General features: G+C 41.0%; 13 protein-coding genes and 1 pseudogene. 2 read left to right on the forward strand and 12 right to left on the reverse strand.

Annotation, left to right across the window (positions count from 1 at the left end; all coding sequences use genetic code 11):
* Window positions 1–789: pseudogene (locus tag FTV09_RS06890) on the reverse strand (IS91-like element ISVsa3 family transposase); the annotation flags it as partial.
* A gap of 782 nt (window positions 790–1,571) precedes the next feature.
* On the opposite strand from FTV09_RS06890, the gene FTV09_RS06895 reads away from it, so the two are divergent.
* Window positions 1,572–1,934, forward strand: coding sequence for a hypothetical protein (locus FTV09_RS06895; RefSeq protein ID WP_227520106.1), 363 nt, complete (start codon window positions 1,572–1,574; stop codon window positions 1,932–1,934).
* 13 nt (window positions 1,935–1,947) lie between these two features.
* Window positions 1,948–2,325 (forward strand): hypothetical protein, encoded by a 378-nt coding sequence (locus tag FTV09_RS06900; RefSeq protein WP_057694184.1) that lies wholly within the window; start codon window positions 1,948–1,950, stop codon window positions 2,323–2,325.
* A gap of 55 nt (window positions 2,326–2,380) precedes the next feature.
* Here the strand turns inward: FTV09_RS06900 and FTV09_RS06905 are convergent, their stop codons facing one another.
* From FTV09_RS06905 to FTV09_RS06955, 11 genes are all read right to left on the reverse strand, one after another.
* Window positions 2,381–3,367: a hypothetical protein gene (locus FTV09_RS06905; protein WP_065995117.1), complete on the reverse strand. Its 987-nt coding sequence runs from the start codon at window positions 3,365–3,367 to the stop codon at window positions 2,381–2,383.
* Between the two features lie 139 nt (window positions 3,368–3,506).
* Window positions 3,507–4,019 carry a hypothetical protein gene (locus tag FTV09_RS06910; protein ID WP_043041524.1) on the reverse strand — a complete coding sequence of 171 codons (513 nt, stop codon included), beginning with the start codon at window positions 4,017–4,019 and terminating at the stop codon, window positions 3,507–3,509.
* 99 nt (window positions 4,020–4,118) lie between these two features.
* Window positions 4,119–4,571 carry a hypothetical protein gene (locus tag FTV09_RS06915; protein WP_043041543.1) on the reverse strand — a complete coding sequence of 151 codons (453 nt, stop codon included), beginning with the start codon at window positions 4,569–4,571 and terminating at the stop codon, window positions 4,119–4,121.
* 5 nt (window positions 4,572–4,576) lie between these two features.
* Window positions 4,577–4,996 carry a hypothetical protein gene (locus FTV09_RS06920; RefSeq protein ID WP_033917401.1) on the reverse strand — a complete coding sequence of 140 codons (420 nt, stop codon included), beginning with the start codon at window positions 4,994–4,996 and terminating at the stop codon, window positions 4,577–4,579.
* Between the two features lie 9 nt (window positions 4,997–5,005).
* The gene (locus FTV09_RS06925; RefSeq protein ID WP_005005929.1) at window positions 5,006–5,377 is read right to left on the reverse strand and encodes a hypothetical protein; all 372 of its coding nucleotides are present in this window, start codon (window positions 5,375–5,377) and stop codon (window positions 5,006–5,008) included.
* Window positions 5,374–5,916, reverse strand: coding sequence for a hypothetical protein (locus tag FTV09_RS06930; RefSeq protein ID WP_005005928.1), 543 nt, complete (start codon window positions 5,914–5,916; stop codon window positions 5,374–5,376). The genes FTV09_RS06925 and FTV09_RS06930 overlap by 4 nt, the downstream gene beginning before the upstream one ends.
* A complete protein-coding gene (locus tag FTV09_RS06935; protein WP_104221741.1) occupies window positions 5,909–6,415 on the reverse strand; it encodes a hypothetical protein in 507 nt (168 codons plus the stop codon). The genes FTV09_RS06930 and FTV09_RS06935 overlap by 8 nt, the downstream gene beginning before the upstream one ends.
* A 12-nt stretch (window positions 6,416–6,427) precedes the next feature.
* Window positions 6,428–7,516, reverse strand: a complete 1,089-nt coding sequence (locus FTV09_RS06940) for a DUF6685 family protein (protein WP_180057528.1) — start codon at window positions 7,514–7,516, stop codon at window positions 6,428–6,430.
* Between the two features lie 86 nt (window positions 7,517–7,602).
* Window positions 7,603–7,776: a hypothetical protein gene (locus FTV09_RS06945; RefSeq protein ID WP_001985060.1), complete on the reverse strand. Its 174-nt coding sequence runs from the start codon at window positions 7,774–7,776 to the stop codon at window positions 7,603–7,605.
* A gap of 634 nt (window positions 7,777–8,410) precedes the next feature.
* On the reverse strand, window positions 8,411–11,203 hold the full coding sequence (locus tag FTV09_RS06950; protein WP_044103265.1) for a type IV secretion protein DotL: 2,793 nt from the start codon (window positions 11,201–11,203) through the stop codon (window positions 8,411–8,413).
* Window positions 11,204–11,325: 122 nt separating this feature from the next.
* Window positions 11,326–14,508: a hypothetical protein gene (locus tag FTV09_RS06955; RefSeq protein ID WP_033917407.1), complete on the reverse strand. Its 3,183-nt coding sequence runs from the start codon at window positions 14,506–14,508 to the stop codon at window positions 11,326–11,328.
* Window positions 14,509–14,545: the final 37 nt, after the last annotated feature.

The following is a 14,545-nucleotide window of genomic DNA, read 5'->3' on the forward strand; positions in this document are numbered from 1 at the left end:
CAGCAGGGGTGTCATCGGGTCGTCATCCACCGCATCCGAGGCCAGATAGCTGTTTTCGACATCCCGTTCCAGCAGGCCTTGCCGTTCCAGATAGCGACCCACCCGGTGGGCGATGGTGTGCGTCAGCTGGGTGAGCTCTGGGCTGGTCGGCGCCTTGACCCAGCGGAAACGCGCTGAGCCGTGGGATTGCTCGACATACACACCGTCGAGAAACAGCATGTGGAAGTGAACATTCAGATTGAGCGCCGATCCAAAACGCTGGATCAGGGTGACCGCGCCCGTCTTGGCCACTTGGTGGGTATGGCCCGCTTTCTTGACCAGGTGCGTGGCAATGACGCGGTAAACGATGCCCAGCACCCACCCCATGATCTCGGGCCGGCTGGCAAACAGGAAACGCAGCTGAAACGGGAAGCTCAACACCCACTGACGCATGGGTTGTTCAGGCAGTACTTCATCAACCAGCAAGGCGGCACTTTCGGCCATCCGCCGCGCCCCACAGCTCGGGCAGAAACCGCGACGCTTACAGCTGAAAGCGACCAGGTGCTCGGCGTGGCAAGACTCGCAGCGAACCCGTAGAAAGCCATGCTCCAGCCGCCCGCATTGGAGAAATTCTTCAAATTCCCGTTGCACATAGCCCGGCAATTCCTTTCCCTGCTCTGCCATAAGCGCAGCGAATGCCGGGTAATACTCGTCAACGATCTGATAGAGAAGGGTTTGCTCGGGTCGGTGGCTCTGGTAACGACCAGTATCCCGATCCCGGCTGGCCGTCCTGGCCGCCACATGAGGCATGTTCCGCGTCCTTGCAATACTGTGTTTACATACAGTCTATCGCTTAGCGGAAAGTTCTTTTACCCTCAGCCGAAATGCCTGCCGTTGCTAGACATTGCCAGCCAGTGCCCGTCACTCCCATTCAGTACTTAATGAAAGCTACGGAACAACTAATAAATTTTATGGTTTGCATCTCACCCAAGAAGAAGCAGAAAAAACCATCCCGAAATTATTAGAACGTACTCAAAAGTATTTAAACCATAAAAAAGGTTAATACCCTTGCGTTGATCAGCTAATTGATCAACTGCTGGCTTTATAAACGCAAACGATGTTTTTTTAGTTGATTAAAATAATCCAAAACTTAATTTTGATAATTCAGCACCCATAATTCTACTAATGCATTTCCATCAAGCCTTAATTCAAACCATATTCAATTAACAATGAATTAACACCACTACGGCGTTATTTCTTAAATGTGGTATATGGCTTTACCCACCCCCTACTCGTCTATGGCTAATTGTTCCAGTGTCAGTCAAAAAATGAAATATAATTCATTCTCAAAAATGAGAATCTGTTCACAAATGGGAACGCGAAGCAGCCTTAATTTTAAAAATACCAGTTCATCTAGACTAAATTTGAGTAAGTCTGATTAATATTGAATAAAAAACCTAAGTTTTTCGCCGTATGTTTTAATCTTCAATGGTTTAACTTTAATGAAATTTTTTTTAAATAAACTAATTTAGTGGATTTTGACCGTTATAATGGTTTTATCTCGAGGCATATTGCCTTAAACTTGGAGCCGTGTGATATTAAAACTATCTAGTATCTTTTCTCATGAAGCTAGGATTGAATCCCTTGTTATTCAATTTGAAGCCGATTATCAAACTGCACTAAAGCAAGGTTTAGATATTTACTTTGGCGTTGGCTATGCAACTAATGAGGATAGTCAATCTATACAGGCGTATCTTGTGAAAGATAAGGAGATTTATAAAAAGCATTACTGGAGTTGGGAATACCCAAGAACACCACACAAAATTGAAAAAACTAAAGCTGAGCACCGCCATTGGTTAAACCTAGCTGATGTACGAAACGCTGCGCTCGAGGCGAATATTACAAATGAAGCAGATCTACAATCTGTTTTACAACGTTCATTCGCTACAATATAAAAAGGTAATCTAAATGATAAAAAAAAGTGTGGGTTTTGAACGTGCTTCTGATGTTCAAGCCATCGTTTACTCAGTAAATGATGGATCTGCAGTTTTTGTCGTACCAAATGGCTTTGTGGTGCTGGAGGTTCCATTGTCACAAACTCAAGCCGAGTACTTCAAGATGTATGAGAAGTCACCTAATGTATTTGTGTTGCACGGTAAGGCAAAATTCCATTACGTGTGTGATTGTGAAGTTGAACTGGTTGGCTTTAGTATAGAAAAATCTAAGCTAACAAATCAATTGGTCAATCCAAGCTTATTTAGCCACATTGATAAACCTGCAGTCAGTATAGATTGCGTCTATGATGATATGTCTGCACCAACTATAAGCCCTGGCTTTTATTGTTAATTAGCTGGTATAAAAGTAGCCCGAAATTCGGGCTTTTAATTTGTCTGAAGACAAGTTATTTCAACTCGCACGGCGCTTTAATTCTGATGTTATTTGCCCAAGAAAAAACATCCGAACCTTTTTGTGGGAAAGGCTGACTCTTAGAATACTGCAACCAACACACCGAATTATGGGTTGGATCTTGTGCCTTACGTTTTTCACGTAATTTAATCAGGCTTTCTCTTAACGCTGCAGTATCGTATTTTGGATCAAGTGACATAAAACCTACCGCAAACAGATCCGCATAAGATTCTCGCCATAGTTGCGTTTTACCGCTACTTTCAGCGGTTACAAAGGTAGATACATCATCCATCTTTACTTTGGACCGATCAGACGGCGCAATTGAATTTAATGCTTTAAGTGGCTGGCCAAGTTCACCAGGCACATCGGTCGCACGATCTAAACAGTGAGATAACTCGTGCGCTAATATCAGCATTTCCCAATCGTTGTAGCTTACATCGGTTTTTGCTTCTTTATACATGGTGTTCATGCTGGTTTTAGACATATTCACCAGGCAATATCCTGTACTAGATCTTAATGAAGCTGGAGAAGCTTGCGGTATATCTAAGGAAGTTAAAGCCCAACTTTCGTTAAAGTCACCTAACACAAGTGGCGCGTTGTAGTTTTCCTTGGCAAACTTTTGTAGTTGATTGAAGTTACTACCCGGTACCATCGCAGCAATATGGTCATGGTTGAACTGTTTCTTTTCTAGCGTTTTGAAACACCATATAAAACCATATGACAGTAGAAACATTAGGAATGGAACAACAGCAACAGAGAGCATAAGTAGCATAAAGTTTTCGTCTAGTCGCTTGGTTCGGTCTTTGGTCTTAATATAAGGTGTTGCCAAGCACCAGCTGAGCACTACTGTCATCAAGATTAAAATAACAAGAAAAGTCATGGTGTAGCCAACTGGTTGAATAAACGTAAAGGCAATCCACGCAAAACAAGTTAGGACGGTTAAGGTCCACAAAATGATGTTTAAAATGATTTTTGTTTTCACGCCGTTGGCATCCCTAATCTATAAAAATAAATGTGGCCCATTAAACGGGCCATATTGAGTCTGTTCTCTTCATCATCGCCAATGTGGTCGATATAAATATATTAATAAACCATCAAAGCTAAAAACTTTTCTTAAAAATTTAAGATGCCTGCACACCAGGATAATCGTTGTAGTTGCCATCAATAAATTGATTGGTAGATTTACTGACATCATCATACCAAATCGGCATGCATTTCGACTTGTCAGTTTGATCGATGGCCATGTATGGAAGTCCTAATTCGTTTTGAATCAATTCAGCATCCATAAATGGCTCAAGAACCTTCATAGGAATGGAAAACAAACACTCAACATACCCATTATCATGAATGACCTTCCGGCTGGCTTTAGAAGCACTGTCAAAGCGCAATGCATTCCACAAGTGAGAAGCTTCATTGATGGTATGTGGTTGTTTTAGGTAATTAGGATTTTCAGACGCATAGATCGACAGTGTATTCACATCAATCATCAGCTTAAGTACACCTGAACCGACCATATGTTCAATCGGTATATACAGCATGATAGCGCCGTATCCTAAGCTTCGTTTTTTAGCATCTGGATGTTCACCAATACCACCAATAACGCTATGAATAAGAATAGGTAGAGTTGTGTTCATTTTATAAACCTTTCAATAGTTTTATATCTCTTTATACATTTGATACCGCGTATAGCAGATATATAACACGGCGATGTTAATAGAGATTGCATACAGCCATTAATATTGATTAATGACTTCATCCATCACATAAATTGAGTAGTTGTACTGGTCTAAGCGATATTTGCTTTCTTCAGTATGTTCACTGGCCAATGCTTGTAGTTGAGTTTCGTTCATGGAAGAAGCATAGCGGTTACGGATTGATTTAAGCTGGCTCAATTCTAAACGTCCAGTACTCTTGGTCAGATTGCTAACAGTTGTGAATAGATCCTGGTCATATTCTTGCAATTCACCATACAGCCAAGCAAGGTGTTCTGCACTGATGTATGGGTTATTTTTTTCATAGTAGTTTTTCAGTTTGAGTAAACTCAAACCACATATGAACACAGCAACCATAAGGCTAATGACAAGCCCCTCACCGAGTTTAAGTAGGTACAGGAATATAAAGATACTAATCACGCCAATGGCAATAGAGATATATCGCATAGTTTGATTTTGGAACATTTCTAACATGGGCATTACTCACTTTTTGTAATGTTGTTTTGATAAAGATGGTCTATTTGAGCGATGGCAAGTTTCATGCGTTCCGTGGTGCAAGTCAGGTCGTCATCAAAACGATGGTTGAATTCAACAATCCCCTGTTCTTCCATGTCTTGCATTTCACGCTTAGCATTACTTAAGCCTTTTTCTATACCAACCAGATTCAAGTTAAAGAAGTCTTCTAGTAGCTTTTCACTCTCAATGATTTGTTTGAGCTCAGTGACATAGACTTCAGTTTTCTTTTTGCTGATTTCCGCAGCCATCGCATAACGAAAGTTGCCGTTTACAACAACAGTTTTGAGTTCTGGTGAATATTCGTTGTATTCACTTGGAATTCGACTAACGGACTGGACGGCGTGACTCCAGCCATATTTCTGAAAATATTCAATTCCCGTCATGGTATATACCTACGATTGTTCTTTTTTAAGTTCAATAACAGCCAATAACGCTTTGTTTTGGCGTTCCAATTCATATTGTTTTTGGCGGTCTACATTTTGGCGATCGAAAAGTTCTCTAATCTGCTGTTTGTAGTGGTTGTCATAGTACGAATAGGCTTTACGTTCTGCTTTTCTACGTGCAATGCGAACTTTGGGATGCCAGTTGAATTCTTTGTCGTCTGCATAACCCCTCATGAACTCAACCAGTTTGCTATCACCACGCATTTTACAAACCTTAATGAAGCCCATTTCTAAAACTGTAATTGGCGCACGGCGCGGATCTCCAAACTCCCAACGCCGTTTAATCCCAAAGCCACACATCTCTATTTGAACCGTAATCATGGTTTAACCTTTATCAAATGTTTGAGCTTCTGGATCTTCGACATTAAATCTGGACCATCACTTTCATGGTAAACAAGGTGTTCATTAACGAATGTGATAAAAGCATCCAATTCAGTTTGAATCGTTGCCAATTGATTGCGTAACCACTGGCATGTGGCTTCATCTTGTTTTATCGCCGTTTCAAGCAATCCTCTCGCATGTTCATAGGCATTTGCCTCACCTTGCGCCACCATATCTGCAGATGATTTCCAATCGCCCCATTTCTTATTCCAAAAGTCATCGAGCAACTGCAGTAATTTTTCCACTTCCAATTGGTCATCGCTGATGGCTGGTGTTTGCATTTGATAGATAGATTTTTTAGTTTCTACTTCACTTTGCATCCAACCATCACGAAAAGCTTCCCATTTCGCCTGATGCACCCAAGAAGAATAGTTGCCACTGGCCAACAGACTACCGACCACGCCGTATCTATTTTCAAAAGCGCTACGAGCTTCAATTTCTGAAGCAATGTTTTCATTAGTATTTTGCGTATCAATCATGCTGACTATCCCCATGAAGCAAAGGCACTTGTAATGAGATTTTTGTTTCCTTCATCTCATGAAGTTTTTGAATCGCACGTTCTGGATCTATCACCCATGCATCAAAGAGAAGTTGAGTGACAAAAGAAAACTTCTCACCAACTTTGCGGAACGGTGCGCCGTGGCCATTCAGGAATTGTTCAAACACAAGATATTGCTGTTCGATGGCCTGGTTAAGTTCAAACAGGTCAATACAGCCCTCTAGCAAGTTGTACTCACCTGAAGCATTCGGCATAAACATCCATTTACGCTCATGGGTTAAGCCATCTACATGTAGGTAGGCATGTTTGTTGAGGCTAGTCCACTCAGGTTTCATCATGACGTAGGTGTTGTACTCGTCATCTTCAAGATAGTTGTAGTGGGTAGCATCAACGGGTTTCTTTGCTAAAACAGAAATGGCCTGTTCAAGTGTCAGACCGAGAATGAGTGCATGTGGTGTAGTTGATGATTGGTGATCCATTTTCCCTACCCCTTAGATTATCGGGCTAGTCGGTTTAGGACCACTCAAACAAATTTCGTTTTGAACGTGATTGTAGATCTCAGCCAAGTGAGGTCGTGTGCTAAAGAATTGATCTTTTGATGTATCAGAGAGGTTAGCACTCATGATGGTGAGTAGTGCTTCATTTTTGAGTTGCGCTTGAACCGCCGTCTTTAATGCACCATTCAATGAAGCATGCAGATTGTTGAATAGCGAAATAATACGGGCATTCTGATCATTTTTTTTGAAGAAGATAAAATTAACTTCACGTTCACGGAAAAACACCAGCTGATATTCAAGCCCTGATTCAGATAAATCATTCCCCATATCAATCAATGCATCATGTGTCACGGCGAACGCAGCGTATTTTGAATCAAAGTTTTGAAGTGCTTTACTTGAGATTAGATTCAAACTTACTTTGCCTTGAATCGGCACACATTGGCTCAGTTTCTTAGCCAAGTAATGTGCAGCAGCCATGTGATGTGATCCACCAGCATTTTGAACAAAAATCTTAGGACTCCAGCCATAGATAAAAAATTGATCAGTGGTTGTATCTGGAGAGTTCAATAAACGGATTTCTGGCCATAACAACATTCGTTCTAAATTTTCCATACTCACATCACTAATGTAATCAGGGCATGCGTTTTTTACAAAATCATCAATGCTACGGTACTGGCTTAAATCCGACTTGGAATTTGAGAACCCCCCAATTTCAGATAGGTCAAGTAAGCATGGTGTTTCAAGATGAATGGTTTCTGCAAAAATCGGGTTAAATACTTCAGCCAATTCTTCAGCAAAGGTAGAGATGTAGAACGGCTTATGATTTTGCGTATCTTGACCAAGGTAGCTGATGGAATCGTTATCTTTGGCATGTGGATTCAAAACAATGTTTTGGCCTGGTACAAAATTAGTAGGAGATATACCAGTCATACAAAGAGAATCTTTGATTTGATGAAAAGGGAAAACATCGGTCATGGCGATGCTGTCAGAATTGACTAAATAGGTATCAATAAAGGGTTTTAGCTTGAGATTCTTATAAAGCTTATGTTTTGGTGAAAATACCGAAAGTAAAGTGTCTAACATTTTAAGCACTCCATTGATTAATGCTTTATTAAAACTAATAAAGACATATTAATACAGAAAGTGCTTATAAGTATTTTTTTGGAAAATTAATTTAAGAATTGCGTTTGAGTGGTATTAGTTGCAAGTGGTTGTACGGCGTTGTTATCGACAGACTTTGAGTACTGTTGCACTTCAATAATTCGCACACCTTTAACGTGTAAACGTGTTTTATAGTCAGTCATTCCAAGTGTTTGTAAGTCGTCTAGCTGTTCTTTAGTCATTGCCTATATCCTGTATATTAGATGTGATTTAAGGGCAATTTAATTGATGTATTAAGGATTGTAAAGGGTAAAACACAGTTCATTAAACTTTTTATGAAATGGTATATACCGATTAAGCCTAAAACAAAATAAGGTTTTAAGAAGTGGTTTAGTCATGTTTAAGAATATGCACGTTAAAACTAAGTTATTTTATTAAAATGAATCTATACTAGGGTTAAAACCAAACTGGATGCCAATATGTGTTCAAACATTGAAACTTACGCCGTGAACCTATCCAATGTACCTAAAGCTATCTCTTGCTTGAATATGTATGACTTTCAAACGTTAGCACTAGGACCAACCTTTTACCCGGATTTACACTTGCAGATCGCCACATTCCATATACGGCGTTATTGGTTGCATTTGATGTGAATGCGTCTGAAAAGTTTCGCTTACTCGAAATGATAGTGCCTGAAGCCATTCCGCTGTCGCAGTTGTTGTTATTAGCCATATTCAATGAAACGCCGTATAAGAGCGAATATTAAATAGCCCAATACATGCCGAGTGATGAATTAAGGCGTATTAAGTACAAACAGCTCACCCAAAAAAAACTAAAGGCTGGATAACCAGCCTTATGTCTTCTACATGGATGCGTTTAGTCATCCTTTTTTTTGATTGTAATGCCTGATCGTAATGAAGCTGAAGAACCTTTTGAACCAAGTATCACCAACAATTTTTCAAAAGTAACGCATTCGTGCGAGAACGGGTTTTTCATCAAAGCTTTTTCAAACTTAGCTGCATACTGTTGTTCTACGAATTCCATTTCATTTTGAGTGCTATGTGAGATGGCTTGATCAAGACTGGCTTTGTTTTCCGCAATGTATTGTGTCTGATCTTCAGGTTTTACATGGCGTGGCATCTGAACAAGCTGATATTCAGTAATTGGCGCAACGGTTAAGTCATATCCTGTTAGGATCTCTTTCAATTCATCATAGTAGCTGTCTAGGTTCATTGGTGTGATTAAGGCGCGAGTCACAGCTTCAACATCACTTTCCTGTTGAGCCTGTTCAGGTTCGCTTATACGTTCACCATAGATATTAAATTCAGCATCAAGATCCGCATTGTTGTAAGCACCAGCTTGTACTTGAGGTGAAATGTCAGAATCTTTACCGAAGTACTGGAACTGTTTTCGCTTCTCAATAATCTGGTCTTTAATGTTTGCTTCTTTTTGTGCTGAAACAATACTTTCACGGTGTTTTTGTTCTTTGGAGATTTCACCTTTCGCCGTGGACGAAGACATTACTGTTCTTTGTCCAGGTGCCATCCCTTCAGGTGTGATGGATTCAAGACGTCTTGCTTCAAGAATCTGATGTACAAAATCTTGAGTAAAGTCTTTTACCGTGTTGTTGTTTTCGTACAAGGTGTTATTGAGCTTTCTGCAGATCTCAAAATCACCAAGCGCCGTGACATTGGCAGATGAATTGTTGTCTGTCAGTAGCGTATGTTTTTCCTCAATCTCATGAATGAAGTCTTCAATTTTTAAAGTAGGATCGTAGATTTCAGATTTTTGGATATTGAAGATTGGGCAAAGGTCATTTAAGCGTAAGTACTTGGGTTGAGCACCAGCCACATAGAACGCCAACATTGATACGATTTTAACGTCTGAAGTTTTACCACCTTCCCCTTTAGTTGATATGAGCAAGGTAAATTCGCCGTTGTGCTGTCCGGCAATTTGTTCAATGGTCACACGTTTTTCTTTGGCGAACTGGACTTCTGTTTGTGGTACCGAACGGTTGAATACTAGACCTTGATACATATTGATTGAGTTAACTTTACCTTGCCACTCTTCACCAGCAAAACCATCAACCAATTTGTATGTTGTACTTTCAGCACCCGAAGTAGTACGTCCAATGGCTTTAACGGTCGTGTTACCCCATGTAGCAGCTGCTTCCTCTTTAGATCCACGTTCAATATCTTCAAATGTTTGAGCACCGAACGTAATAGAGAAGTTAAGCGAACGTGCCTGAGCTGGTAAAACCGAAGCACCAACAATAACGATGTAGCCCCATTCGTCCAAAAACAGCTTAAATGAAGTAGTGGCGTTGGTTGGTCGTGCGTCAATAATGGCACGGCGTAAACCTTCCATTTTGTTACCAAGGGAACCAGCCATCATTTGTTTAATTGAGCCAATGATTAATTTTCCGAGCATTTTGAGTGAGTCTGGTGAACGCTCAAGAGCTGGTAATGGCACAGTTAAGATACGGCGGTTAAGTACAACGTCAAAAATATCAATATCACCGCCATGCTCTACACCAAAGATGTGACCGTAGTTAAACGTCAAGTCGTTAATCGCTTTGGTTAACTGCATGGTGATATAACCGTGTTGCTCACGGGTTTTGGTTTCTTGCTTCTTTAACTTTTTAGGGTTGCTTGAATAACCAGGTAATGAAACGAGGTAGCCTTGAAGTTGTTCAGCCACACGTTCAAAGTCAATCCCGTATTTATCGTTATGACAAAATACCAATTCTTCAAGTGCTTCAAGTTCCATGTATTGCGTGAATACTTTTGGTGAAAGCTGAATGAAGCCATTGTCACGTAGATAGACCAAAACTCGTGTAAGTGCAGCGATAAAGGCCATCGCACGACCTTTCCACATGTCACCACCGCCACCGCCTGAGTCATCAAGCAAGTTGATCAAGAATTCAATCAACATCCCTGAGCTGGTGTTGCTCATTTGGTTCATTGAGTTGGTCATCTTGTCGGTTTGTGCACGTAGCATGTTACGACCTGAGGTAATGAAGTTGATCGTTAATAGATCCTCATTACGCCCAAAGCGGTTACATAAACGATAGTGGTCTTGTTGAGCCTTGGTATCACCTTTTGCGTCTACAAAGATATAACCTGAGTTTTGTACGTACTGGTTGGCACAGTTACCTAGCATGTATTCTGTTTTACCCGAACCCGTAGTACCTAACACAATTTGATGTGTACGGTCATCGGAGTTGGATGCATAAACAGGTAGACCAGTTTCACGGCAACGACCAAGGTAAGTCACACCCTCACCTTGTAGCTTATCGCGATTGTTACGTGCGTATTCCAAAAAGGCTTTTGGATTGTCCAGTACGTCATCTTTTACGCGTGATGTAATGTCAGTTGACGCATCCAGTGAGTTTGAATGCAACGGCGCACGGAATGGCCACTCAAAAAAGTAATCATTCGGATGTGTGTAGCGTTTTAATAGGTAATACGCGATCCCTATAAATATCTCACCGCCAAACGGAACAACAAACAAAATAACTGCAATAGCACCAAGAACGCCAACCAAATAATTAGCGCCGTCTGGCGCTGTAAGTTTTAAATGGATTTTCTCTAAGCCTGATCGCGTATCACGCTTAAGAGAACTTGGCCTGAACTTTGTTTGTGTGCCGTATTTTTGTGTAGAAGCCATGCTTTGCGACCTACTCTTTTATCTTCAGGATAATAGGCAAAGTCGTTGTTTAACGACCTTACCCATTTCCAAGCACTTCAATGTATATACCAATTAACGCAAATCTATATAGCTGATTGGAGTTAAGAAGAAACAGCTTCAGACTTACGTTGGTTCAGTAATTTTTTCTTCATGTTTTGCTCAAGTTCATAGCGTTGATATTCAACAACCATCTCTTGTGCCATGGTAGAAATCACTGAAGCAGTTGCTTTGTTTTCGTCAAAGTCCGTGCCTTTATTTTTGGCATTTTTCTCAATCATGGTACGCCGTGTCTTAATCTGGTTCTTCGCACCTTTTGGATAGAATTGTGCAAGGACCTTCAACGCCTTACCACGTTCACCGATAAGGTCATACGTGTAGTTACGGAGCGCACGTTCATCGGGATGTGTACTGAGTGACCATAAAAGGATTGGACCAAGTGAAACGGTATATAAGCCCGAACATTCCATTTTTTCGAGTTTAATTTTACTGAAGTACGTTAAGCCTTGATCTGAGAAACCTACGTTACCTGAACCAAGAGCATCCATTTCTAGTTGAGTTAGACCGATACTGTCACGAATAGCTTCACGAGATTCGCGTGTACCAGGATCGACAATCACATACGCCGTAGCAAAGCCAACCAAGTCTTTAAAGTCTTCTACTTTGTGTGATGCCAAGTTAAGACGAGCACCCCATTTACGCAATGTACGTGCGTCTTCAGCCAATTCTTCTAATAGGATTGGATCGCCTTTCGCAACGTGCAATTCGTCATAAGACATAATTTTGCGGTCTTCAAGAAGCTCATTAATCAGTTGGGTTGCATATTCACGATAAGCTTGTGGGAATTTTGGAATATCGTCACGGCTCACGGCGAACTTACGCTTAATGAACATCCGTACAATCTGGAAGAATAGAGATGTAGTTTTAGGATCTGATGATGTCGCAACTTCGTTTAAGTCGATAGAAGCTACACGAGCGTTACCGATGTCAAAGTTAGTGTGATAGAAGAATGCTGGATAGGTATTTTGTGCAGCCATAATCTGATGCGCCAAAAAGTCCAGTGCTCGTTCATTATCAATATGAACATCACTCCAAACATCTAAAATTGATGAATCAGAAAGGGTTTCAATCATATCGCCAATAGTCGGCATTGCGTAACGGTGTGCCAACGTGCGTCCACGGATCTCATTCAAAGAATGGAAAAGGTCACGTAGAGCGTAATAAGAAATATCCTTACCTTGTTCAGAATGTGGCTCAATCAGTCCGTGTTTTTCCATGATGCGATCTAGTTCTGGATCTGCAAAGCGCATGTACTTACGTGCTTTATGATCAGCATTCGTATCATCAGCAAAATAGAATGTACGGCGTAGGACCGCACCAATAACGTCAGAAGTATTTTTGGCTGGTTGCCCTTTCAATTCAGGCGGTGTTACCAATGAACTTAAAAACGCTGTCATTTGACGCATTTCGTAGTTTAACGGGTAGCGTAAGCCCATACTGAATTCAAGCGGATTAATCGCTTCTTCTTTTGAGTTTTTAATACGCTTATAGATGGCATAGTGACGTAGCTCTTCAGGCAATGAATCTTGCACTGTTTCTACTAACCCACGGCTTGACTCACCCACATCGACAATATAGGTCAACGGGATACGCTCGTTACCAGGCATCATGATGTCCTCAAGCATGCCTTTGTTCATTGTGACCGATTTACCCGTACCCGGTTTACCAATGTTAATAGTCGTCCATACAGTCACTTCATTTGAGAACGAATCAAGAATAATCAGTTTACCGTCTAAGGTTTTGTTGAGCTGATGCCCTTTATGGAATGGTGAGTTAATACGTGTCAGCGGTAACATGTAGAACACATCAAACAACGGTGCTGGTGAAATAGGTGCGTGATTACGTACCATCAAGCCCGGTATATGTGATGCCCAAGTCAAAATAGGATCGCCAGCCTGTTCCATGACTTTTGCACCGCCCCACGCTTCAAAACTCTTCCAAAGCTTTTGGCGCCGTCCTACAAGAATGTTTACACCATCTTCGGTATTTGGTGCCCATGTCATCATGGTCATTTGCAGACCAGCAACAGTGTCTACTTGATCTAGGTCATTTTTAGTGGCCATCAAAATGTTACCAGCATTACGAATGGCTTTGTTTTGTGCCGTCATAAAGTGAATAACGCTTGATAACGTGCGTTTCATCATGGTTCCAGCCATACCATCACCAGTAATACAGTAACTCACCGCATATGGGATAGAACGGATGTTACCGCTAGTGTCGTGCGTTTTGGCCTGGTGTAATAAGCGGAATAGCGTTTCAAACGTATTCGTCTTCGCTGGATATATATCTACCATCAATGGAGCATATACAACGCCGTCAGTGATAACACTTCCCACTGGATAGAATGAACCTTGACTTGTACCAGGTAAGATCGCATTCGTCATGAGTTGTTCTGAGATCGGTTGATACAAAACGTGTGACGCATCATGTTCTGATGGTATTTCTTTCCAACGCATCGGTAAGCGTGTATTCAGCATCGGCACAGACAAGGTGAAGTCATCTGAAGTTGAATGTGAGGCAATTTGTTTTTTAATCGCTAGACCAGCTTCAACAACATTCAATACTTCATAGATTGCTGGAAATTCTTCAGTTGAGAGTGAGTTTAAGAATTGTGAGACAAAAGACTCATGGTGTACGTATAAGCTGTCCGATGATTTAAGCATGTCTTGAGCATTGACCGTACTTGGCATTGTAATTTGCGACAGTAGCTTTTTACGGTTTTTTGAGTCTTGAGCCTTATCGATTGGCGATAGTAAGGTTGGCTCAGAGATTAAAGCGATATAACAGCTTTCGTTAAATACACCGCCTGAAATGGTTTCTGTCATTTCATCAATGATGATGTCTAGATTCATCGCACAACGCGCCGTGGTCGCCTTTTGCATGGCATTCAAGTCATGAATCGCGTATGGCGTCTCATGGTCTACTTTGAACGCTAGATGAATCGTATGTCCACGGTCTTTGAAGTAGTTACGCATGTTGCTCGTCATCAAACCAATTTGACGGCTGAATGCATCACCACTAATTAAACTCTTAATCCCCTTGTATTCGATGATCGTAATCATTGCACCAGTTTTTGTGACAAACGTATGTTCGTCCGATACTGTTTCTAAATCGCAATAATCCTCTACGTCAGCTTTCATGCTTTGTAGGAATAACATCAATATAATTTCAATCTTGGAGTAACCAGTCTTTTTATAACCAGACTTCTCAGCTTTCTTCTTACTCATTTAAACACCTTTATTCACCTTTCTACGTCTATCTTTG

The organism is Acinetobacter sp. YH12227, assembly GCF_013417785.1.
In the GTDB taxonomy this organism is placed as follows: domain Bacteria; phylum Pseudomonadota; class Gammaproteobacteria; order Pseudomonadales; family Moraxellaceae; genus Acinetobacter; species Acinetobacter gandensis.

Excerpts from the sequence above, each read along its gene's own strand:
- FTV09_RS06920 (WP_033917401.1), bottom strand. The coding sequence starts at position 4,996 with ATGACGGGAATTGAATATTTTCAGAAATATGGCTGGAGTCACGCCGTC.
- FTV09_RS06910 (WP_043041524.1), bottom strand. The coding sequence starts at position 4,019 with ATGAACACAACTCTACCTATTCTTATTCATAGCGTTATTGGTGGTATT.
- FTV09_RS06915 (WP_043041543.1), bottom strand. The coding sequence starts at position 4,571 with ATGTTAGAAATGTTCCAAAATCAAACTATGCGATATATCTCTATTGCC.
- FTV09_RS06925 (WP_005005929.1), bottom strand. The coding sequence starts at position 5,377 with ATGATTACGGTTCAAATAGAGATGTGTGGCTTTGGGATTAAACGGCGT.
- FTV09_RS06935 (WP_104221741.1), bottom strand. The coding sequence starts at position 6,415 with ATGGATCACCAATCATCAACTACACCACATGCACTCATTCTCGGTCTG.
- FTV09_RS06930 (WP_005005928.1), bottom strand. The coding sequence starts at position 5,916 with ATGATTGATACGCAAAATACTAATGAAAACATTGCTTCAGAAATTGAA.
- FTV09_RS06945 (WP_001985060.1), bottom strand. The coding sequence starts at position 7,776 with ATGACTAAAGAACAGCTAGACGACTTACAAACACTTGGAATGACTGAC.
- FTV09_RS06950 (WP_044103265.1), bottom strand. The coding sequence starts at position 11,203 with ATGGCTTCTACACAAAAATACGGCACACAAACAAAGTTCAGGCCAAGT.
- FTV09_RS06940 (WP_180057528.1), bottom strand. The coding sequence starts at position 7,516 with ATGTTAGACACTTTACTTTCGGTATTTTCACCAAAACATAAGCTTTAT.
- FTV09_RS06900 (WP_057694184.1), top strand. The coding sequence starts at position 1,948 with ATGATAAAAAAAAGTGTGGGTTTTGAACGTGCTTCTGATGTTCAAGCC.
- FTV09_RS06955 (WP_033917407.1), bottom strand. The coding sequence starts at position 14,508 with ATGAGTAAGAAGAAAGCTGAGAAGTCTGGTTATAAAAAGACTGGTTAC.